The 25,769-nt window shown below is 52.2% G+C and carries 25 protein-coding genes and 1 pseudogene; 5 read left to right on the top strand and 21 right to left on the bottom strand.

All coding sequences use genetic code 11. The annotated features are described in order from the left end of the window. The 9 genes from HMPREF1028_RS02570 to HMPREF1028_RS02530 form a co-directional block, all read right to left on the bottom strand. The coding region (locus HMPREF1028_RS02570) for an HPr kinase/phosphorylase (RefSeq protein WP_009311221.1) at positions 1-640 on the bottom strand (640 nt) is incomplete at its 3' end. A gap of 3 nt (positions 641-643) precedes the next feature. Continuing rightward, positions 644-1,093: a PTS IIA-like nitrogen regulatory protein PtsN gene (gene ptsN / locus HMPREF1028_RS02565; protein WP_003743926.1), complete on the bottom strand. Its 450-nt coding sequence runs from the start codon at positions 1,091-1,093 to the stop codon at positions 644-646. Between the two features lie 282 nt (positions 1,094-1,375). After that, positions 1,376-2,293: a 4-hydroxybenzoate octaprenyltransferase gene (gene ubiA / locus HMPREF1028_RS02560; protein WP_009311220.1), complete on the bottom strand. Its 918-nt coding sequence runs from the start codon at positions 2,291-2,293 to the stop codon at positions 1,376-1,378. 157 nt (positions 2,294-2,450) lie between these two features. Then, positions 2,451-2,993, bottom strand: coding sequence for a chorismate lyase (locus tag HMPREF1028_RS02555; RefSeq protein ID WP_036528914.1), 543 nt, complete (start codon positions 2,991-2,993; stop codon positions 2,451-2,453). 3 nt (positions 2,994-2,996) lie between these two features. Then, complete coding sequence (bioD, locus tag HMPREF1028_RS02550) at positions 2,997-3,665, bottom strand: dethiobiotin synthase (protein ID WP_009311218.1); 669 nt, start codon at positions 3,663-3,665, stop codon at positions 2,997-2,999. Beyond that, a complete protein-coding gene (bioA, locus tag HMPREF1028_RS02545) occupies positions 3,662-4,957 on the bottom strand; it encodes an adenosylmethionine--8-amino-7-oxononanoate transaminase (RefSeq protein ID WP_009311217.1) in 1,296 nt (431 codons plus the stop codon). Before bioA ends, bioD begins: the two co-directional genes overlap by 4 nt. A gap of 426 nt (positions 4,958-5,383) precedes the next feature. Beyond that, positions 5,384-5,851, bottom strand: a complete 468-nt coding sequence (locus HMPREF1028_RS02540) for a DUF4279 domain-containing protein (RefSeq protein ID WP_094112973.1) — start codon at positions 5,849-5,851, stop codon at positions 5,384-5,386. 32 nt (positions 5,852-5,883) lie between these two features. Further along, entirely contained in the window at positions 5,884-7,086 is a 1,203-nt protein-coding gene (gene trpB, locus HMPREF1028_RS02535) for a tryptophan synthase subunit beta (protein ID WP_009311215.1), read from the bottom strand. 75 nt (positions 7,087-7,161) lie between these two features. Continuing rightward, a complete protein-coding gene (locus tag HMPREF1028_RS02530; RefSeq protein WP_009311214.1) occupies positions 7,162-7,767 on the bottom strand; it encodes a DNA glycosylase in 606 nt (201 codons plus the stop codon). 181 nt (positions 7,768-7,948) lie between these two features. Here HMPREF1028_RS02530 and HMPREF1028_RS02525 point away from each other — a divergent pair, with 181 nt between their 5' ends. Continuing rightward, entirely contained in the window at positions 7,949-8,593 is a 645-nt protein-coding gene (locus HMPREF1028_RS02525; protein WP_003756053.1) for a hypothetical protein, read from the top strand. A gap of 52 nt (positions 8,594-8,645) precedes the next feature. Here HMPREF1028_RS02525 and HMPREF1028_RS02520 read toward each other — a convergent pair whose 3' ends face one another. The 9 genes from HMPREF1028_RS02520 to HMPREF1028_RS02480 all read right to left on the bottom strand — a co-directional run bounded on the left by HMPREF1028_RS02520 (position 8,646) and on the right by HMPREF1028_RS02480 (position 17,255). Continuing rightward, positions 8,646-9,548 carry a DMT family transporter gene (locus HMPREF1028_RS02520; protein WP_009311213.1) on the bottom strand — a complete coding sequence of 301 codons (903 nt, stop codon included), beginning with the start codon at positions 9,546-9,548 and terminating at the stop codon, positions 8,646-8,648. 83 nt (positions 9,549-9,631) lie between these two features. Further along, positions 9,632-11,320 carry a glutamine--tRNA ligase/YqeY domain fusion protein gene (locus HMPREF1028_RS02515; protein ID WP_009311212.1) on the bottom strand — a complete coding sequence of 563 codons (1,689 nt, stop codon included), beginning with the start codon at positions 11,318-11,320 and terminating at the stop codon, positions 9,632-9,634. A gap of 123 nt (positions 11,321-11,443) precedes the next feature. Beyond that, complete coding sequence (locus HMPREF1028_RS02510; RefSeq protein WP_009311211.1) at positions 11,444-12,067, bottom strand: hypothetical protein; 624 nt, start codon at positions 12,065-12,067, stop codon at positions 11,444-11,446. 149 nt (positions 12,068-12,216) lie between these two features. Beyond that, positions 12,217-12,993, bottom strand: coding sequence for a DeoR/GlpR family DNA-binding transcription regulator (locus tag HMPREF1028_RS02505; protein ID WP_009311210.1), 777 nt, complete (start codon positions 12,991-12,993; stop codon positions 12,217-12,219). Between the two features lie 159 nt (positions 12,994-13,152). After that, the gene (locus tag HMPREF1028_RS02500; protein WP_003769051.1) at positions 13,153-13,869 is read right to left on the bottom strand and encodes a GntR family transcriptional regulator; all 717 of its coding nucleotides are present in this window, start codon (positions 13,867-13,869) and stop codon (positions 13,153-13,155) included. 362 nt (positions 13,870-14,231) lie between these two features. Then, complete coding sequence (locus HMPREF1028_RS02495) at positions 14,232-14,651, bottom strand: OsmC family protein (RefSeq protein ID WP_009311209.1); 420 nt, start codon at positions 14,649-14,651, stop codon at positions 14,232-14,234. 107 nt (positions 14,652-14,758) lie between these two features. Next, a complete protein-coding gene (gene thiD, locus HMPREF1028_RS02490) occupies positions 14,759-15,565 on the bottom strand; it encodes a bifunctional hydroxymethylpyrimidine kinase/phosphomethylpyrimidine kinase (protein ID WP_003769063.1) in 807 nt (268 codons plus the stop codon). Positions 15,566-15,641: 76 nt separating this feature from the next. Beyond that, positions 15,642-16,391: a lysophospholipid acyltransferase family protein gene (locus HMPREF1028_RS02485; protein ID WP_003756032.1), complete on the bottom strand. Its 750-nt coding sequence runs from the start codon at positions 16,389-16,391 to the stop codon at positions 15,642-15,644. Positions 16,392-16,505: 114 nt separating this feature from the next. Next, on the bottom strand, positions 16,506-17,255 hold the full coding sequence (locus HMPREF1028_RS02480; protein ID WP_009311208.1) for a GNAT family N-acyltransferase: 750 nt from the start codon (positions 17,253-17,255) through the stop codon (positions 16,506-16,508). 372 nt (positions 17,256-17,627) lie between these two features. Here HMPREF1028_RS02480 and HMPREF1028_RS02475 point away from each other — a divergent pair, with 372 nt between their 5' ends. Continuing rightward, entirely contained in the window at positions 17,628-18,050 is a 423-nt protein-coding gene (locus tag HMPREF1028_RS02475; RefSeq protein WP_003776776.1) for a hypothetical protein, read from the top strand. Positions 18,051-18,410: 360 nt separating this feature from the next. On the opposite strand, the gene HMPREF1028_RS02470 is transcribed toward HMPREF1028_RS02475, so the two are convergent. From HMPREF1028_RS02470 to HMPREF1028_RS02465, 3 genes and pseudogenes are all read right to left on the bottom strand, one after another. Next, entirely contained in the window at positions 18,411-20,789 is a 2,379-nt protein-coding gene (locus tag HMPREF1028_RS02470) for a TonB-dependent hemoglobin/transferrin/lactoferrin family receptor (RefSeq protein WP_003776773.1), read from the bottom strand. A gap of 200 nt (positions 20,790-20,989) precedes the next feature. Then, positions 20,990-21,100: pseudogene (locus tag HMPREF1028_RS14390) on the bottom strand (IS5/IS1182 family transposase); the annotation flags it as partial. 72 nt (positions 21,101-21,172) lie between these two features. Next, positions 21,173-21,796 (bottom strand): biliverdin-producing heme oxygenase, encoded by a 624-nt coding sequence (locus tag HMPREF1028_RS02465; protein WP_009311207.1) that lies wholly within the window; start codon positions 21,794-21,796, stop codon positions 21,173-21,175. A 481-nt stretch (positions 21,797-22,277) separates the two neighbouring features. Between HMPREF1028_RS02465 and HMPREF1028_RS02460 the strand changes: the two genes are divergently transcribed. Genes HMPREF1028_RS02460 through HMPREF1028_RS02450 form a run of 3 tightly spaced genes read left to right on the top strand, consistent with a single transcriptional unit; the run spans position 22,278 to position 25,764 of the window. Next, positions 22,278-23,588, top strand: a complete 1,311-nt coding sequence (locus HMPREF1028_RS02460) for a paraquat-inducible protein A (protein ID WP_009311206.1) — start codon at positions 22,278-22,280, stop codon at positions 23,586-23,588. Further along, complete coding sequence (gene pqiB, locus HMPREF1028_RS02455; RefSeq protein WP_009311205.1) at positions 23,585-25,246, top strand: intermembrane transport protein PqiB; 1,662 nt, start codon at positions 23,585-23,587, stop codon at positions 25,244-25,246. The genes HMPREF1028_RS02460 and pqiB overlap by 4 nt, the downstream gene beginning before the upstream one ends. Further along, positions 25,246-25,764: an ABC-type transport auxiliary lipoprotein family protein gene (locus HMPREF1028_RS02450; protein ID WP_009311204.1), complete on the top strand. Its 519-nt coding sequence runs from the start codon at positions 25,246-25,248 to the stop codon at positions 25,762-25,764. Before pqiB ends, HMPREF1028_RS02450 begins: the two co-directional genes overlap by 1 nt. Positions 25,765-25,769: the final 5 nt, after the last annotated feature.

Here is a 25,769-nt window from a genome sequence, read left to right as displayed (position 1 = left end):
TGTTGAGTATGCCCAATCCGCGCACTTCAAGGAAATCACGCAACATCGGCGGGCAGCGGCCTTCGAGCGTTTCGGGACCGGTACGGAAAAGCTCGACCGCATCATCGGCGATCAGGCTGTGTCCGCGCGAAATCAATTCCAACGCCAACTCGCTTTTACCCAAGCCGGAATGACCGGTAATCAGCACGCCAACTTCAAATACATCGAGGAATACGCCGTGCTTGACGATGGAAGTCGCCAGCGTGCGTTGCAGATAAATCCGCAACACATCCATCAAATACGGGCTTTCGAGCTTGGAGGTCAAGAGCGGGATGTCGTTTTTATGGCAGTAGTCGCGCAATTTGGGCGAAACCGCCAGACCGTTGGCAACGATGACCAGCGACATGGGGATATCGAAGAGTTCACCGAAATCGTAATTCAACTCGCCCGATTCGAGGCGCTTGAGATATTCGGCTTCGGCAACACCGACGACTTGGATTTGATTGGGATGGATAAAATTCAAATGGCCGACCAACGCCAAAACGGGTTTGTCGGCCTCTACTCCGATGCGGTTATCCGCACCCGAATTGCCTGCCGCCCAAGCAAGTTGGAGCTTGTGCTGATTATCGGAAAACAGGCGGCGGACGGATATACTGGGCATTCTTTACTCTTCTGCCAGAAGTTTGCGCACCTCCTCGGCAGAGGTTGCGGACATCAAGGCTTCACGGACGGCTTTTTGCGAGAACCTGCCCGCCAGTTTGGACAAGACTTCCAAATGCTCGCCGGTCGCATTTTCCGGCACCAACAAAGTGAAAATCAGGGATACGGGTTTGCCGTCGGGCGCATCGAAAGCGACCGGTTCTTTCGTGCGGATAAACGCGCCGGTGGCTTTTTTCACGCAGGCATGACGGCCATGCGGGATGGCGACGCCCTGCCCCAAGCCGGTCGAACCCAGCTTTTCGCGGGCAAACAGGCAGTCGAAGACATCGCCGTGAGGTAATTCTGCTTCATGTTCAAGCAGCAGGCCCGCTTCTTCAAACAAGCGTTTTTTGCTGCCGACTTCCAAGTCTAAAACGATATGGGACAAAGGCAAAATTTCGCCGATAAGGCTCATAGAAATCTCTTTTGATGTGGCAAAATGAAATGGAATTGTACCGACTGTCTGTACAAACCTCAATCCTGAACACGCAATTTACACTCAGATTGCTAACAAGAAACGCTGCTTCTTTGATATTTCTTAACTCATACACAAGATCGTCTGAAAACGGCGGCAAGTGTTTTACAGCAGGTTTGGCTACCAGATAAAACCCCGCCAATATCATCAATCCGCCCTGCCCCGAAAAGCAACACGTCGTCTGAAACCCTTTTCAGACGACGTGTTAACCATTTTATTGCCTTACAACCGCGTGGCAGCCAAAGCCCACAAATAATGCCCCGCCAAACCCAAAAACCACAGCAGACCGATATAGTTGTTATCCAGAAACACTTTAAAACAAGTCTGGCGGTCGCGCGTTTTGATGGCATGGTATTGACCGATTTGCAGCCACACCACCGCAGGCAGCATAATCCAATACGGCCATGTCGCGCCGATTTTCACGCCCAACACCGCCATCAGCGCGGTAAACCAAAAATGGCAGAGCATGGATGCGGAAATATCGTGATCGCCGAACGTGATGGCCGAAGTTTTAATCCCGATTTTCAAATCGTCTTCCTTGTCCGACATCGCATAAATCGTGTCGTAGGCAAGCGTCCACAAAGCATTAGCGGTAAACATCAGCCATGCCGTAGAAGGCACGCCGCTGCGGACGGCGGCAAACGCCATCGGAATCCCGAAAGAAAACGCCAGCCCCAAATAAAACTGCGGCAGCGGGAAAAACCGTTTGGTAAAGGGGTAAGTCATCGCCAGAAACAGCGCAGGAACGCTCATCACCCAAGTCAACAGGTTCAGCGGCGTCATGCAGAGGGCGGCAAGCAGGCAGAGGATGACGGTCAGCAGAATCGCTTCTGTTTTGGAAACCAACCCGCGGGCAAAGGGGCGGTTTTTCGTGCGCTCGACCGAACCGTCAAAATCGCGGTCGGCAAAGTCGTTGATCACGCAGCCTGCGCTGCGCATAAAGAACGTACCGGCGGTAAACGCCCAAAAAATATCCGCTTCCGGAATACCTTCCGAAGCGACCCATAATGCCCAATAGGTCGGCCAAAGCAGCAGCAACGTGCCGATAGGCTTGTCGATGCGCATCAATTTGCCGTATATGACCATCCGTCCGACGGCATAGCGCGGGAAAAAATGTAGGAGAACACGTCTTATCTTCATGCGAATGTGAAAAATATGTTATTGGTATAATAAATCAATTTGTAATTATTGCTTAGCGTATTATGTTCATTATAAATCAATTTTTAGATTTTACTATTTTATTTAGACCCTTATCCCCAACTTTTACAGAAAGATACAAAAACGGCATATCTGCGCCCTACACAAACCGCGCCAACCCCGCCAAAAAATATTCCGTCAGTTCCAACACCTCACCATCCCAATCAAAATAAGACCTGCGGGCAGCGACAGGTCGTCTGAAATCATCCTGACCGCCTGCGTTTTCCATCAGACAAAACTCGAATGCCGAACGCTTCAAGGGCAGCGTGCCGTCAAACAGCCGCTCGCCCAAAGGCTGCGTGCCGCAATCCAACACGCCGCGCCAGGCTTGGGATTGCAGGCTGCACGCGCTGCGCGCCTGTACGACGGGCACGCCGTCCAGATGCAGCAAAACGTCGCGGACGAATTGCGGGGCGGCGGTTTCGGCATAGTTTCCGCCAAACGGATTACCCAGCCCGTCCAGTTCGCCCATATACAGCACTTTTACCGTAAAGCTGCCGCCCAAGGCGCGTAAGGCGGCGGTCAGCGATTGCGCTTGGCACAAAGCGGCGGCGCGTTCGTTCCAGCCCTGCGGCAGTTCGTCGGGAAGTTTGTCTTGCCAATTCAAAGGGGGATTCATGGGATTTAGATTGATGTGTTTCATGTGTTAATCGTTTTCAGACGACCTTTCGTCCGTCTCCACCTTATCCAACTCCATCCACTCCGCATCGGGAAAATCTGTTTTCAGACGACCCTTTAGATATGCCGAGCTGTCTTGGGCGATGTGTTCGTCGCGGCTGTCGTGGATGTGGTTGAAAATCAGGCTGTGCAGGCTGATGCCGTATTGTTTGAGCGCGGCGAAGCTGAGCAGGGTGTGGTTGATGCTGCCGAGCCGTCCACTGGTAACGAGAATAACGGGATAAGCCTGTTGCTGAATATAATCAATGGTTAACAGGTTTTCCGTCAGCGGAACCATCAATCCGCCCGCGCCTTCGACCAACACGATTTCGTATTGCGCCGCCAGTTGCTGCGTGGCAGTGCGGATTTTGTTCAAGTCCAAAGCCCTGCCGTCCAGACGGGCGGCGAGGTGGGGCGAGGCGGGATAGCTGAAGATTTCGGGCATGGTCAGCCGCTGTTTGTCGGCTTCCTGCATGGGTATGCCCATGATGTTGCGGTGGACGGCGATGTCGTCGGCGATGTTTTGGCAACCGGTTTGCACGGGCTTTTGCGTGATCACGCTTTTGCCCTGCTGCAACAATTGTTTTGCCAACACGCCGGTGGCGACGGTTTTGCCGATCTCCGTGTCTATGCCGCTGACGAAGTAAACGCCTTTCATTTGCTGTGTTCCTTCAAGATTTGTATGGTTTTGTCGGCAAGTTCGGTCAAGAGGTCGTCTGAAATGATGTAAGGCGGCATGAGGTACACCAGCCTGCCGAATGGGCGCACCCAAATGCCCTGCGCCACGCAGTCCGCTTGAAAACGCGCCATATCGACGCCTTTTTCCAGTTCGATCACGCCGATGGCACCCAAAACGCGCACGTCTTTCACGCCGCGAATGTCCCATGCGGTTTTCAGACGACCTTTCAGGATGCTTTCGATGCGGCGGATATTCGCCTGCCAATCTTGGGACAAAAGCAGTTTGACCGAAGCGCAGGCAACGGCACACGCCAGCGGGTTCGCCATAAATGTCGGGCCGTGCATAAAAACGCCCGCTTCGCCGCGCGAAATCGTTTCGGTGACTTTTTGCGAAGTGATTGCCGCCGCCAGCGTCATATAGCCGCCGCTCAAGGCCTTGCCGATACACATAATATCCGGCACGACCTCCGCGTGTTCGCAGGCAAACATCTTGCCCGTGCGCCCGAATCCGGTGGCGATTTCGTCAAAAATCAACACGATATCAAAGTCGTCGCACAAATCGCGCAATCCGCGAAGATACTGCGGATGATAAAAATACATGCCGCCCGCGCCCTGCACGACCGGTTCCAAAATAAAGGCGGCAATGTCCGCATGATGCGCTTCAAACAAGGCGCGGACAGGCTGCAAATCCGCCCCGTCCCATTCATCGTCGAAACGGCTTTTCGGATTATCGACAAAATAACGCTGCGGCAGAGCGCTGCCGAAAATATGGTGCATCCCCGTTTCCGGATCGCAGACGGACATCGCATTCCAAGTATCGCCGTGATACCCGCGCCGCACCGTCGCAATATTCTGCTTCGCGGTCAAACCCCGCGCCTGCTGGTACTGCACCGCCATCTTCAGCGCAACTTCCACCGAAACCGAACCCGAGTCCGCATAAAAAATACGGTCCAGCCCTTGTGGCAAAATCCCGACCAACAACTTGCCCAATTCCACCGCCGGCCCGTGCGTCAAACCGCCGAACATCACATGCGACATTTGCTTAATCTGCGCCTCAACCGCCTGATTCAAAACAGGATGATTGTAGCCGTGTATCGCACACCACCAAGACGACATCCCGTCAATCAGCCGCGTACCGTCCGCCAATTCGATATGCACACCCTCCGCACGGCGCACCGGATAAACAGGCAACGGATCGGTCATGGACGTATAGGGATGGAGCAGATGGGCGCGGTCGAAATCGAGCAGGGAGGAAGTGTGTTCGGGCAACATATTTTCTGAGAAGGGTTTATATCAAATTCCGCTATTTTAACCCACTCTGATTAGATGATGACCTGAAAAGTCTCTATCGGATAAGGAAAAGGTCGTCTGAAAACCGGTTTTCGGTGATGTGGTTCATATCCGGCATAGTATGTAGAAAATTTTCAGGCAGCCTAAAAATAACGCCGTTTGAAAGGCGGACTTTCAAACGGCTTGTTTTGAGAATTTCAAGTGAGATAGCTAATCACGGCGTGAACATGAATACGCCCTATATTCTGTCGATATCCCAAAACCAAAGACATTATAGTGGATTAACTTTAAACCAGTACGGCGTTGCCTCGCCTTGCCGTACTATTTGTACTGTCTGCGGCTTCGTCGCCTTGTCCTGATTTAAATTTAATCCACTATAAAAGACAAATTCAGGTCAATGAAGGCAGATTAATGCAGCGTACCGTTTTGTCCTTCATCAGAGTCGCAGAAATTGCAGTAATGATAGACGTCGACGTCTATTTCCGTACCCGTCAGATAACAAAATTCCATGATTTCCCGACTAAATCCTATATAGGGATTTTGTTCTGCATCCACAACATATTCAGGGACAATTTCCAACCAAAATTTTGCTTGGTATTGCCGACGGAATCGGGCAAGTGCATCAATGTTCCCGTGTAATTGGCGGACAATCCGCAGGCACTGCCCTTCTGCATCATTGACCGGCTGATCTTGGCGGCAGCCATTCCATGCGCTCCAATCAGCCGGCTGTGGGCGTAGCATTCCATTAGCTAAATGCGTCTCTCCACACCGGGTAACAGAAAACGGCTGGATACCGAGCAATTGCGTCAATTCATCGGCGCAATTGTGGTCGGATACCATACGGAAATAGCTGTAACAATTGGGGAGAATCATCATATTTTTGTTTTCAGACGACCTTCACATCATCCCTACAACTCAATCCCTTTCAGCTTCGCCACGGTATTGATGTCTTTATCGCCGCGGCCGGACAGGTTGACCAGAATCACTTGGTCTTTGCCCATTTTCGGCGCGTTGGCGACTGCCCATGCAAGGGCGTGGCTGGATTCGAGTGCGGGGATGATGCCTTCGAAGCGGCACAACAAATCAAAGGCTTCGAGTGCTTCGTCGTCTTTGGCGACGGTGTATTCGACGCGCTTGATGTCATTCAGGTGGCTGTGTTCCGGGCCGATGCCGGGATAGTCGAGACCTGCGGAAACGGAGTGCGTACCCAAGACTTGGCCGTTTTCGTCCTGCATCAGGTAGCTGCGGAAGCCGTGCAATACGCCGATGGGGGCTTTGCTGGTAATCGGCGCGGCGTGGTCGGGGGTATCCACGCCCAAACCGCCGGCTTCCACGCCGACGAGGCGCACGTTTTCTTCGCCGATATACGGGTGGAACAGGCCGATGGCGTTCGAGCCGCCGCCGACGCAGGCAACGGCGACGTCGGGTTGTCTGCCGATGGCTTCCTGCATCTGCGCTTTGGCTTCGTTGCCGATGACGCATTGGAAATCGCGCACCATTTCGGGATACGGCGCAGGGCCGGCGGCAGTACCGATGATGTAGAACGTGTCGTCCACGCGGGCAACCCATTCGCGCATGGCTTCGTTCATCGCGTCTTTCAGCGTGCGGCTGCCGCTATCGACGCTGACTACGTTTGCACCCAACAATTTCATGCGGAACACGTTGGGCATTTGACGCTGGATGTCGTCCGCGCCCATGTACACGTCGCAAGTCATGCCGAAGCGGGCGGCGACGGTGGCGGAAGCCACGCCGTGCTGACCTGCACCGGTTTCGGCAATGACGCGTTTTTTGCCCATGCGGCGGGCAAGCAGCGCCTGACCGATGGTGTTGTTTACCTTGTGCGCGCCAGTGTGGTTCAAGTCTTCGCGCTTCAACCAGATTTGCGCGCCGCCCAAATGCTCGGACAATCGCGCGGCATGGTAAACGGGGCTGGGCCGGCCGACGTAGTGTTTCAAATCGCGGTGGAACTCTTCCCAAAACGACGGGTCGTTTTTCGCTGCTTTATAGGCATCCGCCAGCTCTTGCAAGGCGGGAATCAGGGTTTCGGAGACATAAAGTCCGCCGTGTTCGCCGAAAAAGCCCTTCTCGTCGGGCGCTTGGTAGTTTTTCATCGGATTTCTTCCTTGTCTGTTTTTTCAGACGACCTCGCTTTAAGAAGGTCGTCTGAAAGGGAAAATTGTCGGCAATTATAACTGTTTTTCACACAAACCCGCCATTTCGAAAAACGCCCGATATGCCGCCGCCTTTTTCGCCAAACTCAAAGGATAAGCGCGCGAAGTCGATGGCAGGCGGGTCAGGGTCAAATCCCGCCCGGCAAACGGAAACGGCACGGTTTCGCCCGTTTTCGGCATTTTGATGCCGCCGCCCTGAATATCGAGCAGGATTTCCGTCGCCTTACCTCCGGTAGTACAGATGTGGCGGCAGTCGGGCATCTGTGCCAACACCGCCGCCAAATCGACGGTTTCCACCACTTGCAAAAACTTGTCGGACGCATTGCCGTGTTCCCGCACCGCCTTCAACACGGTCGGGCAGGAGGCAATCCCCCGTTCGCGCAAAAACGCCTTGATTTTCTCCGCATCAAACGCTTTTTCAGACGGCATCTGGAAATGCGCCGCATCATTAAAAAACACCAGCCCATAAACGCGCCACATATCGTTTTGAAAATTCGGATAATGAAACTGCATCGCGCGTTTGTCTTCCTTGGGTGGGAACGTCCCCATCATCATTACCGTCGCCTGCGGCGGCAATAATGCGGGAAAAGGGTGGGTTTCGATTTCGAGCGGAGCGGACATAATGATTTCCTTGATAATGAAAATATCGGACGCAAAATAAAACGACAGCCGCCTTTTCAGACGACCCCTGCCTTGTCCTGAAACAAGTTTATAAGCCGACAGACAACGTTATCGCAAACGGAACAGCCGCTTTAGCGATATGTTAGAATAAAACCACGAAACATAGAAAAGAAAGATCTCAATGCAAAAAATCCCTATTGAATACTACAACCTCAATTTATTCGAACAACTGGACAGGCCTGTCATTGCTTTCGTAAAAAAAAGGCCGTTCAGGAAAGTGGAGAACCTTCATGTCTTTGCTTCAACAGAGGCATATGAAAAAGAAAGGAGAAAGTTTGAAATCACCGGCTACAAAGCGCAAACCATCCCTTTAGGCATGTCTCTTGATGCGGTTATCTGGCAACCCTATTATGTAAACCTTGTTATATCCGGACTTGATACATCGGACATTATCTTTTCCAAAGACGATTTGCAGCCCCTGAAAGACCTTATCGACAGCTTTTGCATTATGTTTGCAGCAACAAATGCCGAAATAGAAAATGCGAAAGCCTACGAGTTGATGAAAAACAAAACCGTTTATTTTCTCGGACAACTCCTTGCCAAAGAGTTTAAGGTGGGAGACAGAATCGGTTTCGAAGGCATTCAAAGAGAATCAGACGGTAAACATTATGTATCCGTCAAATGTTTCCTGACTAGGGAAAGCGCTGAAAAATTCAATATGAACAACCGCCCCGTAACGCCCGCCAATTTGGGATACCTCAAATATTTCTGGTGCAAACCGGTCATTATCGAACCACACCGAGACTACTGGATTGAGTTTCTATAACACTGACAGAGCATCCATCGTTTGATAAGGAACTTATCCTCTCTTGAATCTTTCAGACGACCTTCTGCCCATACCGCATCAGCGTCATGCCGCCGACCGCTGCCGCGCAGCCCGCAATCAGCGAAATATGCAAAGGTTCGCCCAAAACCCACGCCGAGCTGAGCATGCCGAAAATCGGTACGAGCGTAATATACGCTGCCGCGCTGCCTGCACCCAAAGTCTTCACGCCTTCGAAATACCACGCGTAGGCCAATACCGTCGCGCCGATGACCAGCCACGCCAATGCCGTCCAACCGCGTGCATCCATCGCCGCCATTGCCTCAAAAGGCAATCCGTCCATCCACAACGCCACCACCGACAACATCAGCGCGCCGATGAACGACGTTGCCGCCGTTACCGTCAGCGCGTCTATCCCGCGCAAAACCGCACGTCCGATTAAAGTATAAGCCGCCCAGCAGACCACGCAGCCGAAAATCAGCCACTCCCCCGCCTTGATGCCGCCCGACAATACCGTCAAAGGCTGTCCTTGCGTTACCGCCGTTATTGCACCCAAAACCGCCAGCAGCATACCCGCCAAAATCTTCGCGTTTAAACGCTCGCCGAAAAGCCAAGCCGCCAGCAGCAGCGTCAGCACGGGATTCACCGCCACAACCACCGCTGCCTTTCCCGCCGGCATCGCCTGCAAACCCAGCATAAAAAACACCGCATAGCCGCACACCCCGACGGAAGCAGCTACCGCCAAGCCCAGCCATTGCCGCGCCGACAAAGCCGCCAAAGTCGCAAACCTGCTGCGCGCAAACAACCAGCCCAACAACAAAACCGAAGCCAGCACAAACCGAACCGCCCCGCCCGTCAGCGGCGGCAGCGACTGCCCCAGCATCCGCCCCATCGGCCAAGACGCACCCCACAACACCGCCATCCCCAGCAGTTTCAAATGTACAGAATAACGTTCCATCTCATTCCTTTATCAATAAAGGTCGTCTGAAAACCCGATTCCAAGTTTTCAGACGACCTTCCAATATGGCTGTTGCCAACAGATTACTTGGGCTGCCAAGAGTCTTTCAGCGTGACCGTGCGGTTGAACACAGGCTGCTCAGGGCGGTGGTCTTTGCGGTCGGTCACGAAATAGCCGATACGCTCAAACTGCCAACGGCTTTCGGCGGGCAGGTTTTTGGCTGCGGGTTCGGCATAGGCGGTGATTTCTTTGACGGACTCAGGGTTGAGGAAATCGGTAAACGGCAGGTATTCGCCGTCTTCGCCGCGCACGGCATCGGGACGCTCGACGGTAAAGAGGCGGTCGTACAGGCGGACTTTGATTTCGGCGGCGTGTTCTGCGGAAACCCAGTGAATCACGCCTTTGACTTTTCTGCCTTCGGGATTTTTGCCCAAGGTGTCATGGTCGATGCTGCATTTGAGTTCAACCACATTGCCTGCCGCGTCTTTTACGACTTCGTCGCACTTGATAACATAGCCGTGGCGCAGGCGCACTTCGCCGCCCGGGGTCAGGCGTTTGAAGCCTTTGGGCGGATTTTCGGCAAAGTCGTCGGCTTCGATGTAGATGGTTTGTGAAATAGGCACTTCGCGATCGCCCATTTCTTCGTGGTTCGGATGGAACGCGGCACGGCGGCTTTGGGTTTTGCCGGCTTCAAAGTTGGTCAGAGTCACTTTGAGCGGGTTCAAAACCGCCATCAGGCGCGGGGCGGAGTTTTCCAGCTCTTCGCGAATCGCGCCTTCCAACACGCTCATATCGACGATGTTTTCAGATTTGGAAATACCGGCGCGTTTGGCAAACAGGCGCAGGCCTTCGGGCGTGTAGCCGCGGCGGCGCATACCGGAAATCGTCGGCATACGCGGATCGTCCCAGCCGGTAACGTGGCCGTCTGAAACCAGTTGGTTCAGCTTGCGTTTGGACGTAATGGAATACAAAAGCTCCAAACGGGAAAACTCGTATTGGCGCGGACGGGTGGCGTGCGGCGCGGGGATGTTGTCCAACACCCAGTCGTACAGCGGGCGGTGGGCTTCAAATTCGAGCGTACACAAGGAATGTGTGATGCCTTCGATGGCATCGGAAATGCAATGCGTGTAGTCGTACATCGGGTAGATGCACCATTTGTCGCCGGTGTTGTGGTGATGGGCGCGGCGGATACGGTAGATGACGGGGTCGCGCATATTGATGTTGCCTGATGCCATGTCGATTTTCAGGCGCAGGGTTTTGCTGCCGTCGGGGAATTCGCCGTTTTTCATGCGCGTGAACAGGTCGAGGTTTTCTTCGACGCTGCGGTCGCGGTAAGGGCTGTTTTTGCCCGCTTCGGTCAGCGTGCCGCGGTATTCGCGCATTTCTTCGGGCGTCAAATCATCGACATACGCTTTGCCGTCTTTGATTAAACCGACGGCGTAGTCGTAAAGCTGGTCGAAATAATTGGAAGCGAAACGCGGCTCGCCCGCCCAATGGAAACCGAGCCACTCGACGTCTTCTTTGATGGCGTTGACGTATTCGTCGTTTTCTTTTTCAGGGTTGGTATCGTCGAAACGCAGGTTGCACAAGCCGTCGTAAATATACGCCAAACCGAAATTCAGGCAGATGGATTTGGCGTGGCCGATGTGCAGGTAGCCGTTGGGTTCGGGCGGGAAACGGGTTTGGATGGCTTCGTGTTTGCCGCTTTTTAAGTCTTCTTCGATGATGGTGCGGATGAAATGGTTGTCCGCGAATTGGTCTTTGTTGAGCATGGTCGGGAGCTATCTGAAAATATGATGTCGTGCCGATTTTACCTGAAAACAGGACGGCTTTACAGTCAATACAAGGTACAGAGGTCGTCTGAAAACCGTTTCAGACGACCTCTGTATGGACAATTACGAATCGGATGAAAGATTGGAATGGTCGGAAGTATTGTCTTCCGGACGTTTGAATGCGGTTGATGAATCGATAAAATCAACCAGCCGGTTAATCAACAGAACGATACCCAAAATAACCAAAATTGCGATTGGATAGAAAATCCAAAGCAAACCGGTAGTGCCGATAAAAGACCAGCGCATGGACGCCCAAAATGCTTGAAGCGAGGATTTTTCCAAAGAGAGCAGTTTGGGGCGGGCTGCGGTGGCGATAATGGAAGCAATCAGAGAACCAACATAAAATACAGGCAACCCTAGCCACAAAAAACCTGATCCGTGATGATCGTAATTAGGGGAGTAAGGGTCATTATGACTGTCAGCACTGTCTACCGCCATCATAAACAACAACCAAAGTATGGTTGTTATCCACACGCTGCCCGCCACAGTAGCAGGTCGCAAACGATGGGAAAGCAGGACATAAACCAGATTCGCTGAGACAAGCATCAACATACCGGCAATCAATGTAATCCCGAAGCGTTCGGGGTCTGCCTGACTGAACCATATCGAAGTCGTGATGATAATAATGATACTGCCAGCCAATGAAAGGCCGGCAAATGTTCTTTCGCTGATACGGGGGAAATTCATCTTTATGTCTTTTCAAAACTGTTCTTCTGAATCCAAGAACATTCATATACGGATGATTGTTTTCAGACGACCTGCACATTCAATAGCAGCTATCTGAAAACGCTTCCCCATTGTACCCGAATTTCATTAACCTTTTGTAACCCCCGAAATCAAAGCGGCACGGGTTCGGCAACCAGCCATTCTACGCCCGCATCGCCCAAAACCTTCTGCATGGCGGCTTCAGGGGCGCGGTCGGTAAATACTTTGTCAAACGAGCCGATGTCGCCCAGCCTGACCAAGGCATTGCTGTTGAATTTGCTGTGGTCCACGCCCAAATACCTGACCCGCGCATTGGTCATCATCGCCTGCATGACGCTGACTTCTTTATAGTCGTAGTCCAAAAGCGATCCGTCGCTTTCCACGCCGTGCGTACTCATGACGGCATAATCGACTTTAAACTGATTGATAAAATCGACCGTCGCCACGCCCGTAATCCCGCCGTCCAAGGGGCGCACGACGCCGGAAGTGATGATGACGGTGTAGTCGGTGCGCGCGGACGTGATGGAGGCGACGTAAATATTGTTGGTGATAATCCGCAGGTTTTTACGCTGCTTGACCAACTCGGCGGCAACGGCTTCCATCGTCGTGCCTATGCTGATAAACAGCGACGAATTGTCGGGAATGTGGGCGGCAATCAGGCGGGCGATGGCGTTTTTTTCATTTTGGCAGTGTTTTCGCTTGCCTTGCGCCACGCCGCTGGAAATATCGCCGACCGACGCTCCGCCGTGGTAACGCTTCAACTGCCGCGTTTCGCTCAATTCCTGTATGTCGCGGCGTATGGTCTGCGGGGTCACGTCCAAAGCTTCCGCAAGCTGCTCGACCGTCATGAAATGCTGCTCGCGCACCAGGGCGAGGATGTGTTCGTGTCTTTGTATTTTCGGTTTCATCTGGATTCGTTTCCATTCGTTCCAATTCGTTTGAATTCGGATTGTACGCCTTTTGCCCAAAATCGGAAAAGGCTGCCGCCGCTTCGGCTTTGCCCAAAACCAAAGGTCGTCTGAAAACCTGAATCCCGGTTTTCAGACGACCTTTTTGCTGTGTCCGTGTTATTCCGCTTCGTATTTGCGTTCCAAACGCTCCACGCACGCGCTTAAGTGTTTGCGCATGACTTTGACCACGCGGTTGCGTTTGCCGTTGACCAGCAGGTCGAGGATTTCGCGGTGTTCGGAATGGGTGTGGGTGTTGATGGTGCGTTTTTCATGACGCTGCGCATCGAAGACGGCGACAATGAGCGAAGAGCGGGCGCACAGGGTGTTCATGATGTCGAACAAGACGTTGTTGTCGATCAGGCGCGCCAGTTCGACATGGAAGGCGTTGGACAGGCGGTTCCAACCCACGCGGTCGCCGCTGTCGGACGCCTGTTCTTCACGCTCGATCATGGCGTAGAGCGGCTGGAGGCGGGTTTCCAAATCGGGCATATCGGACAGGAGGTTCAAAATCATGCTTTCCATTTCGATACGCGCGTTGAACACGTCCTGCATTTCCTTCAAATCGGGAACATGAACGAACGCGCCGCGATTGGGTTGCAAATCGACGATTTTGTCGTGTGCCAACAAGGACAGCGCGCCACGCACGGTATTGCGCGAGCAAACCATCTGGCGGCACAGCTCGGATTCGGTCAGTTTTTTGCCAGGCAGCAAGACATGGTCGGTGATGCCGTCCAAAATCAGGGCGTAAACGCGGAACAGCTCCGAATCATGCCTGCCTGCGGGCATCATGGAAGAAGGGGTAGGCGCATGGAGGGTATCGTTATCGGTATTCATTATTTAAGCTCTCCTCATAGTCTGGCGTGTCATATCGTTTGAAATAACAGAAATTTTTCAGCGGCGGCAACCCGCCACTTATCGCTTTTTGCTTGATTCCATTTCGATATAGCACAAAATCTGATTAAGATATAATTAAAAATTGTTGACAATCTCTAGTGAAGCTTGCACAATATCCTCACAAGGCCAAGTTATGAAGGCTGATAGAGAGAGAATCCACAATAAGCAAGCAGATATATTCATAGTGTAGCGTGAATATATCTGCTTTTTTGTCGGGCGGGCTTTATTCACGCTTTAACAATATTCCGCCTATAAACGCTTTTCAGACGACCCCTGCAAGGATACGGGGGTCGTCTGAAAAATTACTCCGCTTCGACGGTTTCAAAACTGTGGGTGATTTTCGCTGCCTTGCCCAGCATAATCGAGGCGGAACAATATTTCTCGGCGGACATCTGCACGGCGCGCTCGATGGCGGATTCGGTCAAATTGTGTCCGATGATTTTAAAATGGATGTGGATTTCGGTGAACACGCGCGGGGCATCGTCGGCGCGCTTCGCGGTAACCGTCGCCTGGCAGTCCACCACCTTTTGACGCTGCTTCTCGGCAATCATCACGACATCGATGCTGGAACAGCCCGCCACACCCAAAAGCAGCATTTCCATCGGACTGGGACCGCGTTTCGCCTGCCCTTCCGCCGCCGCGCCTTCCATGACGACGCTGTGTCCGTTTTCGGTCGTGCCGACAAAGCACATTCCGTCTATCCATTTTGATGTAACTTGCATGATGTCTCTTCCGCGAAGTTGAAGTTGGTTTGCCCAATATTGTAAACAAATTTAACTGATAAATATAGCAAGAGGTCGTCTGAAATTTCCGTTTCAGACGACCTTGTTCAATCCCGATAAGCCCAATGATTGACCGGCCCGTGTCCCGCGCCGATGTTCAAAGGGTTGCGAATCGCTTCGGTAATGTATTTCTTGGCGGTTTGCACGGCTTCGAGTGTTTCGAAACCTTTTGCCAGCTCGGCGGCGATACAGGCGGAGAATGTGCAGCCCGTACCGTGCGTATGCGCCGTCGGAAAGCGGCGGTCGGCAAATTCAAACACGTCATCCGGCGTAAACAGCCAGTCGGTGCAGTATTCGCTGCGGCTGTCGCCCAAATGCCCGCCTTTAATCACCACGTTTTTCACGCCGCAATCTTGCAGGATTTTGGCGGCGCGTTCCGCATCTTGGCGGCTTTCAATACGCACGCCCGTCAAGGCCTCCGCTTCGGGCAGGTTCGGCGTCAGAATGTCCGTATCGGGCAACAGCAGCCGTTTCATCGCTTCGACGGCGGAATCCTGCAACAGCGGCGCACCGCCTTTGGCAATCATCACCGGATCGAGAACGCGCTTGCCGAAACGGCATTTTTTCAGATTTTCAGCAACGCATTCAATTACTTGAGCCGTACCCAGCATCCCGATTTTATAGGCGCGGATTTCAAAATCAGCGCGGACGGCTTCGATTTGCGCGGCAATGATGTCGGTCGGAACCAGATGCACCGCCGATACGCCGAGCGTATTTTGCGCGGTCACGGCGGTCAGTACGCTGGTGCCGAACACGCCGCGCATCTGAAACGTCTTCAAATCCGCCTGTATCCCCGCCCCGCCGCCGGAATCCGAGCCGGCGATGGTCAGCGTTTGGACGAATGTTTCTTCCATTTGGCTTCTCCTATTGTTTGGTTTGATGAAACGGTTCGGATAGCGGTTTGAAGTTCTTTTCGTTTGTTTGGACCTGTCAGCCCAATTTTTTTAATTCTCGACTCAAAATGCCGTGTATTTCCAGCGCCGTTTCGTAGCGGTCTTCTTTGGCAGGAACCGGCTCCAGAAAATGCAGCTCCACCTTGCTGGAAGGCTGGCTGATGATCATGCAGATGGATTGCCACAGGCTGGTATCGCCCACATAAGCCGCCTGAAGGTTCGGACTGGTGCCGTCGGGATTGGGGTAGCGGCAAAGCATGGGGATAATGGGAACGCCTGCATCGTAGGCGGTTTGGAAAAAGCTGGGCTTGAACGGGAGGATTTCATAACCTTCCGTACTCGTCCCTTCCGGGAAAATGGTTACGGTATCGCCGTTTTTGAGGGCTTCGGTTACGGTGGCGATTTTAGCAGTATTGCCTTTGGTGCCTTTATTGCGTGAAACGTAAACGGTCTGCGCCTGCGTGGCGAGATAGCCGACTACCGGCCATTTGGCGACATCGTCTTTCGCCACAAACCGACCCGGAAATGCGCCGTTGACCGCCATGATGTCCAACCAAGAGATATGGTTGCTGATTAACAACTGCGCCTGCCCTTCCTGAGGCAGCGTGCCGAAGGTTTCCAGCTTCATGCCGCATGAAGCGAGAACGCGCAGCGACCAGATTTGGATGGCACGCAGTTTGCGCCGTTTGCTGTAAAAGGGAAACAGGAAGAACATTTCCGCCATACCGTAAAGCAGGCAGATGCCGATGCAGAGCAGGCGGAAGGTAAAACGTAGTTTGGCAATCATAAGGTTGTGGTGTGTGCAATCTTGGTATAGGGTGAAACCGCTAAAAATCAATTATTTGCTGATTTCACAATAGTTGAGGTCGTCTGAAAAGGTTTTCAGACGACCTTTTAGTCTTTATGGTTTAGGGGCGAAACGTTGGAGGTAACGGTCTGCCAGGCGGGTGATGTCCATCATGATGAGCACGTCGGCGCAGTTGAACGCTTCATCGACGCAAGGCTCGCCGCAGAACCATGCGCCCGCATTGAGGTAGCCTTTAATCAGCGGCGGGACATCAGGTTTGTCCGACGGGGTAATTTCGTCCCACTTGAGCGGATTGAGCGGCTTGACGCACCATTTTTCAGGCGCGAGGTATTTGGATTTCAGGGCATGATACAGACCTGCCGCATCGCTGCCGCCGTCGTGCATATCAATGCTGCCGCAGCCTATCATAAAGCGCAGGTTTTCGTCTTTCATGAATTTGACCAAACCCGACCACAAAAGCATGACCAAACCGCCGTTGCGGTAGTCGGGATGGGTGCAGGCGCGGCCGAGTTCGACGGTTTTCGGCAAGATGTCTTTCAAAGGGGACAAGTCAAATTCGTGTTCGCTATACCAGCCGCCGACTTTTTTGGCGGTTTCTTCGGTAATCAGGCGGTAGCAGCCGATGACTTCTCCGGTTGCGTCGTCAAAAGCCAAAAGGTGGTGGCAATGTTCGTCGTAAGGATCGACATCGCGACCGTCGTCGCTTTCGATTTCTGCACCCAGTTCTTGGGCGAATACCTGATAACGCAAGCGTTGTGCTGCTTCAATTTCCGCCTGCGTTTCCGCAAGGCGCACGCTCAGACCGATTTTGGGGCCGGTTTGGTTGAAACGGCTTTGGGACATGAATTTTCCTGTCTTGTACATTGGATAATCGATTTGCGATTATAGCGGATATAGGGCGGAATTTATATTGAGTTCGGACAAGTGAAGCAAATTAGGGATGAAATGACTATGCAAAAAGAATTTTTTACAACAGAATGGGGACAACTGTTTTCAGACGACCCCTCCCCTGTTTTGAAAACATCCTGCATCCCCTTTCCCCAATACATACAACCCCTTCATTGAAATCCCACCGCATGATTAAAGGAAGGCAAAGTGTGTATCAACCAAGAGGCTACCTGAAAAACGTTTTATGTTTTTCGGGTAGCCTCTTGCCAAATTGCCTATTCCTTTCTTATTATTCCGCCCTTCATTTTAATGACAGGAAAACGCATTATGCCCTCCAAAATCTCCATAGGCCGTGCAGCCCTCCTTGCCGGTCTCGTTTGCCTCACTGTCGGCTGTGCCAGCTTGGACAAACGTATGAAACGTTTCGTCGGCAAACCTATCGATGCCGTTATCAAATCCTATGGCGTCAAACCCACAGAAGGTGGAGTCAAATCGGAAAACGACCGCTATGCCTACCTCTGGCGCTATACCTACTATTCCTACGCTGGACGTGAATACGAAGGCAGCAGCCAAAATGGGCCCATCATTACCAACTACTATAGCAACGTCTGCTACGGACAAGACCAAGACCGCATTTTCTACACTGACGATCAAGGCATCATCGTAGATTATTATTGGCAAAACAGCGATAAATGGCGCGTAAATTGCAGTACTCACCAAATCGGCCGGTATTTCCGAAGATCCCTGTAATCAAACACATCCCTCAAACTACGTTAGCGCGTTTAATATGAAGGAAACAGTTAGCCGCAACGAAACCCAATCCAATTAAACAGTTGGAAAATATAGTGGATTAACTTTAAATCAGGACAAGGCGACGAAGCCGCAGACAGTACAGATAGTACGGAACCGATTCACTTGGTGCTTCAGCACCTTAGAGAATCGTTCTCTTTGAGCTAAGGCGAGGCAACGTCGTACTGGCTTAAAGTTAATCCACTATAAGAATGGGACAAGACGGCAAACTTTAAACAGACGGATAATAAAACCGCCCGAATGTTCTGCCAAACAGGACATTCGGGCGGTTTGTTTCCGTTTCTTCAATCAAAAATTAGCTTAGAACTTCCATTCCAGCGATACGGCGTAGTTGCGGCCGGGCGCGCGGTAGCGGTCCAAGCCTTTGCCGTCGCGGTCGACCCCGTTGGTGGTGCTGTAACTGTACAAACCGCGCAGGGAATCCCAAGTGGTGTCTTTGCGGTTGAACAGGTTGTACACGCCCGCACGCAGGGTCAGGTTTTTCACCGGTTTGTAGAAGCCGTACATATCGAACACATAAGCCGATTTGTTCAGCCACGGGTAATCCTGCACTTTTTTCTGCAAAGGCGTACCCCAGCCGTTGTTTTCATAAACGGTGTATTGCGCATCTTTCGCCTTTTTCGCGCCCAAATAGGTCAGGCGGGAGAACACGCCCCATTTTTCGCTCGGACTTTCATAGTCGATACCGGCAATCACTTTCAGCGGCTGGGTGGACAGCAGGCTGTTGTCGCCCGACAGCTTGCTTTTCGCGTAACCCACGGAACCAAACAGCTTCCAGCCTTCAGGGACAAAAGAGACTACTTTGTCCAAATTCAGACGACCTGTCAGCTCAAGACCGCGAACCCTTGCCTTGTCGATATTCTGCATCTGCCAATCCAGTTTTTCGGTGTAGGGGGCGCTGCACAGACCGTAGTAATAATCCATCTGGGTGCAGCCGGGTTCGCCGCTGGCGGTCAGTTTCTGCTCTTCAGACAGGAAATTGCGGTAGTTGCTTTGATACAGGTTGGCATCCAGCGTACCTTTTTCGCCGCGTCCTTGCAGGGAGAGGGTGTGGGTGGTGCTGCGCTCGGCTTTCAGGTTGGGATTGGGCAGCCAATTACCCGAACCGTGGTTGTAGGTGAAATACACTTCGGACGCATTGGGGACACGGTAGCCGGAAGTGATGTCGTAACCGACACGCCAAGCCTGATTCAGTTGCGCCGCCAAACCGGCGAAACCGCTCCAGCCGCTGTAAGTATTGGGTGCGGGCGGTGTTTTGTCGCAGGCATGACAGTCGGCATTCAGTTGCTGCGGCGTCATTTTGGTGTGGTCGTAACGGATGCCCGCGCGGCTTGAAAACACATTGTTCCATTGGATTTGGTCGGACAGCGAGAAACCGTAGTTGGTGGTTTTCACCGGATGCTGGATGGTGCTGGTGGTTCGGACGATGCGGCCGCTGAAGAAATAATCGTCGCGGTTTAAATTTTCAAAATCACGGCGGCTGGCAAAGGCCTTGAACGACAGGCGGTGCTGCCCGCCCAGTTGTAGCGGCTGGCTGTCCAAACGCAGGGTGATGCGTTTGAAGCGGGTGTCCATGCTGCGGTTGTATATTTCGTCCAAATCCTTCTGATTGTAGTTGCGCGTCCAGGTGGAATAATCCATCGGGAACGAGCCTTTGTTGTTAACCGCCGCCACTTTGGTTTTCTGATAATCGAAGTCTGCCTTCAACAACGACAACCAATTTGAATCAGGCGTCCATTCGTAAAACAGGTTGGCATTGCGCCGTTTGTTTACATCGTCGGCTTCGCGCCAGGAAGAATCGGTCAGGTTATAAGACTCTTCAACCGTGTAATTGTGCCCCTGCTGGCCGTTGAGCGATGCGCCGATACGGTGGTTCTCATTAATCTGATAACCGATTTTGGCCAAGAAGCTGTGGTATTTGTGTTTGGACGGATCAGGAATGCCGCGTGCCGAACCGCGGATATTCGTGCCGCTGCCCTTGCCTTCCACCGCATAGCCGCGGTTGCCCGCGCTTTCGGTTTCATGGCCGCGCCGTTGTGAATACAGCAAGGCTGCATCGACGCTGCCGTTATCCATGCCGAAGCCGACTGTGTTCGTCCATTCGCGGTTGCGGCTGCTGTAACCGTTTTTCATCATCACGCCGAACTGCCGCTCCGGCAGCAGCAAATCACGTCCTTGCAGGGTTTGGTAATTCACACCGCCGCCCAAGGCGCCGCTGCCGGTATTGAAAGAGTCCGCCCCTTTCACGATGTCGATGTTGCGCACCAGTTCAGGGTCGATGGACAAGCGCGAACTGTTGAAATTGCCGTAACGGGCATACAGTGAGTTTTCTTCCGAATCAGGCAGGCTCACGCCGTCAATACTGACGCCGACACGGTTACCTTCCACGCCACGAATGGCAAAGCCTTTTTGATGGCGGCCGCTGTCGCTCAGACCGACATCGGTGGAATAGCGCACCAAGTCTTTGTTGTCGCGTATCATTTCCTGTTGGATACGGCCGAGGTTGACCCGTTCCACGGCGGCGGGCGCGTTGCGATGTCCTTTTACCGTTACCTGTTTCAGTTCGGCTTGCATGGGCTCGGCAGCCGTTGATTGCGCAGCATTATCCGCCGCAAACACGGGATTGCCGAAAATACTGCCGACAAGGGCGGCAATAGGGAGTATGTGTGATGATTTCATGGTTCAAAACCTCAGAAACAATAAAATTGACCAATATTCAGCTTAATTCAACAATGAAAATTTTTGATAATCATTTATATTTCCATTGAAAGCAATGACGAATATAAATCCCTGTAACGGATGGCCAATAAATTTTTAAATACGGAAACGGAAACCGGATAAAAGCGGCCTTCCTTGCCCATACCATATGTAAGGGGTTGATATAGTAGATTAACTTTAAACCAGTACGGCGTTGCCTCGCCTTGCCGTACTATCTGTACTGTCTGCGGCTTCGTCGCCTTGTCCTGATTTAAATTTAATCCACTATATTTCGGACTTCAACTGTTTTCCGGCGCAAAATATTGCGCCGGAAAACATATCGATGACCTATCAATAACCTGCATTTAGTGGCGGTGCGGAACAAAGCCTTCCGGAGCTTCCGCGCCTTCAGGCAGGCCGAAGGTTTCGCGCAGAACGACTTTGTAGAACGCAAACGCATCTTTTGCGCCTTGAATCGCTTCGGCTTCTGCTTCAGGGCTTAAGCCCAAAGCATTCAAATGCTCGACAAAGGCACGCCAATGTTTGCCGCGTCCGTTCGGATGGGGAGCGAGGTGGCGCGCACCGTGTTCGCCGTTGTAATCCAGCTTTTGCGCGTGTTTAAACAAAAATGCAGCGCCCAAATTGGAACCTTCGGCGCAATACAGCCAGCCGATGGCTTTATTGCCGGTTTCGTGCGGCAGCGGTTTGCCGTATTCGTAAGGCTTGTCGCCCAAATCCGCCAAGTCTTGCGTTACCGCGTCGTAACGCGCCATGTATTCCAGCTCGGGAATGGCTTTGTTCAACTCAGGGTCTTTATAGATATGATCGACCGCTTTGTGGAACACGGATTGCAGCTTCAAGAATTTGATGTAGTTCTCTTTGTTGGTAAACGGCTCGACAGACATAACCAAATTGTCCACGCTGTCGTGAATGGTAGCGGTTTGCTCTTTCAGCCGTTTGGCAAAGGTCAGCTCTTGTGTTTCGCTCATGTGAATATCCTTTGATGATCTACAAAATTTAATTGACGGTTTTGACGAAACCTGTACAACAGGTTTTTCAGACGACCTCAAATGAAGGCTGCCCGAATCAATAAAAAATAAGTGATGGGAAATCTGTGTTTGGGAATGGAAATTTATGATTTTGAGATATTTAGGTACAGAATCGTTTACAAATGAACAAATGAAATCTGTCATATTACAAAACAATTTAGGAATATATATCATTTCTATTACATCATCAAGAATTTAACTTGCTATTATTTACATAAATCTGTTGTTTTCGCATATTTGCAACAAATATGGCAAGGGGTCGTCTGAAAGCGTTTCAGACGACCCCGAATTGATTGTAAACAATACTATTCACATAGTCATAATTTATTTTCCAGACACTGTCTCCCCCATATGTAAGCAATTTGGGCTATCCCTATGTTTTCCTTTATAATACCTGCCTCTTTGACCTCTTCCCTCCTCCATGAAACCGATTCCTAGCTATACGCGCTGGTGGCGTTATAAATCCTACCTGCCCGACGCATCGCTGCCGGCGCATACGGTGGATTGCCCGGACTGCGGCAACCGCATGGATATTCCGCGCCTGCGGCAGGGGCAGGAAGCGCATTGTCCGGTGTGCAATCATGAAGTGGTCGAGGTGGAAAACAATCCTTATGTTGCGCCGCTGGCTTACGCGACGACTTCGCTGATTTTGATGGCGTTTGCGTACAGCATGGTTTATATCCGCGTGGAACTCTTCGGCGTAACATCCGTCCTGTCGCTGCCGGAAATGATGCGGCTTTTGATTTATCAGGATTACGGTTTTCTGGCGGAAGTGATGTTCGTCCTCACGTTCGGCGCGCCGGTATTGTTTTTGCTGCTCTGCCTGTACGTTTATACCGCGCTGGTGCGCGAGCGGGCGTATCCTGCGCTGCGGTTTGCGACGCGGGTTTTGGTCAGGCTGCGTCATGCGATTATGGTGGATGTGTTCTTTATTTCCACTTTGGTGGCGTATATCAAGCTCTCGTCTGTGGCGGAGGTTGAATTCGGCTCGGCATTTTATTTGATGTTTGCGCTGTCGGTCATGCTGATTCGGACTTCGGTCTCGATTCCTCAGCATTGGGTTTATTATAAAATCCACAGGCTGACAGGCGGGGACGCGGTGCAAACGGCATCCGAAGACAAAACCTGTTGCAGCCGCTGCTTGTATTTCCGCGATAAAGACGAGCAGCCTTGCGAGGTTTGCGGTGCGGATTTGTACCGCCGCCGCCCGAAAAGCCTGAGCATTTCGCTGGCGTTTTTGATTGCGGCGTTTATCCTGTATTTCCCCGCGAATATTCTGCCGATTATGATTTCGTCGAACCCTACCGCGCTGGAAGTCAATACGATTTTCAACGGCATTGTGTATATGTGGAACGACGGCGACAGGCTGATTGCGGTGATTATTTTCAGCGCGAGTATTTTGGTGCCGGTATTGAAGATTATCGCGATGGCGGTTTTGATTGCATCTGCTTATTTCAAACCGCCGATGAGCGCACCGAAAATGTCGGTGCTTTACCGGATTACCGAATCCATCGGCCGCTGGTCGATGATTGATATTTTTGTGATTATTATTTTGATGAGTTCATTCCACACCAACATGGCACGCGTCGTCCCCGGCGGGGCGGCGGTTTATTTCTGCCTGGTGGTGGTATTGACCATGCTGTCTGCCTATTATTTCGATCCCCGCCTGATTTGGGACAGGCACCAGCAGCTTTCAGACGACCCCGATTCCGACGACAACCAGAAACAATGAAAAAACACGATTCTTCTCAAACACACCGCGCACCTGCGCGTGTCAAAAAAACCAATGTCTTCACGTCTATCGTGTGGCTGATTCCGCTGATTGCGCTGATTGCGGGCGGCTGGCTACTGGTAAAAGATATCCGCAACCGAGGTCCAGTCGTCACGCTTTTGATGGACAGCGCGGAAGGCATTGAAGTCAACAATACGGTGATTAAAGTGTTGAACGTCGATGTCGGACACGTTACCCGCATCAAACTGCGCGACGACCAAAAGGGCGTGGAAGTCACCGCCCAGCTTAACGCCGATGCGAAAGACCTCATCCGCAGCGATACGCAGTTTTGGGTGGTGAAACCACGCATCGACCAAAGCGGCGTAACCGGTTTGAGCACGCTCCTGTCCGGCTCGTATATCGCGTTCACGCCGGGCAAAAGCAATGAAACGAAGGATGTATTTGAAGTGCAGGACATCCCGCCGATTGCCGCCATCGGACAAAGCGGCCTGCGCCTGAAGCTGGTCGGTCAAAACGACAAAATCCTCAACGTCAGCAGCCCCGTACTTTATGAAAACTTTATGGTCGGACAGGTAGAAAGCGCGCATTTCGAGCCATCCGACCAAACCGTGCATTACACCATATTCATCCAAAGCCCGAACGATAAATTGATTAATTCGGAAAGCCGCTTTTGGCTGGAGAGCGGCATCAATATCGAAACCACAGGCAGCGGAGTGAAGCTCAATTCCGCCCCCCTGCCCGCCTTGCTGTCCGGCGCAATTTCGTTTGATTCGCCGAAAACCAAAAACAGCAAAAATGTGAAAAGTGAAGACAGTTTCACGCTTTACGACAGCCGCAGCGAAGTGGCAAACCTGCCCGATGACCGTTCGCTGTACTACACCGCGTTTTTCAAACAATCCGTACGCGGTCTGACCGCAGGCTCGCCCGTTGAATATAAAGGACTGAATGTGGGCGTGGTTTCCGACGTTCCCTATTTCGATCGAAACGACAGCCTGCATCTGTTTGAAAACGGCTGGATTCCCGTGCGCATCCGCATCGAGCCGTCGCGCATGGAAATCAATGCCGACGAACAAAGCAAAGAACATTGGAAACAACAATTCCAAGCAGCTTTGGGCAAAGGTCTGACCGCCACCATTTCCAGCAACAACTTGATTACCGGCAGCAAAATGGTCGAACTGACCGACCAGCCTTCGTCTTCGCCCAAGCTGCGACCGCACACCGTTTACGCAGGCGATACCGTCATTGCCACACAAGGCGGCGGTTTGGACGATTTGCAGGCGAAAGTGGCGGATTTACTGGAGAAATTCAACAATCTACCGTTGGATAAAACCGTTGCCGGGTTGAACGGTTCGCTCGCCGAACTCAAATCCACCCTCAAATCCGCCAATGCCGCCCTAAGCTCCATTGACAAACTGGTCGGCAAACCGCAAACGCAAAACATTCCGAACGAGCTGAACCAAACCCTGAAAGAATTGCGCCAAACCCTGCAAGGCGTATCGCCGCAATCGCCCATCTACGGCGACGTGCAAAATACCCTGCAAAGTTTGGACAAAACCCTCAGAGACGTACAGCCCGTCATTAATACTTTGAAAGAAAAACCCAACGCGCTGATTTTTAACAGCAGCAGCAAAGACCCCATCCCGAAAGGAAGCCGATAATGCGCCTCTTCCCGATTGCCGCCGCCCTGACGCTTGCCGCCTGCGGCACCGCGCAAAGCCCGCAATATTTCGTCCTGCCCGACAGCCAATACATCCGGCCGGCGGCGCAAGGCAGCGAAATCGCGGTCAAAGTCAACCTTGCCGAACCGCTCGCCAACGGCGGCCTCGTTTACCAAACTGACGCGTATCATGTGAATCTGGCGAAGAACCACCTTTGGGCGGCACCGCTCGACGGCGCGTTGGCGGCGAACTTCAGCAACAAACTCAACCGCCTCAACCCGCGCCATACTTTCGTTCCCGCCTCACGCAGCCAAAGCAGCCAAACCCTGAAAATCTATGTTGAAGCCTTCCAAGGCAGCTATCAGGGGCAAACTACCGTCAGCGGCTACGCCCTGTGGCCAGACGGACGCAACAAACCGTTTGACGTTACCACCCCGCAACAAGGCGACGGCTATACCGCCATGCTGGAATCTTTGGAAAACGGTTTGAACGAAGCGGCAAAAAGCATCGCCTATTGATGAGG

It is taken from the genome of Neisseria sp. GT4A_CT1, assembly GCF_000227275.1.
Classification (GTDB): Bacteria; Pseudomonadota; Gammaproteobacteria; order Burkholderiales; family Neisseriaceae; genus Neisseria.
Note: the sequence above shows the minus strand (reverse complement) of the source record. Positions and strands in the feature narration are given on the sequence as shown.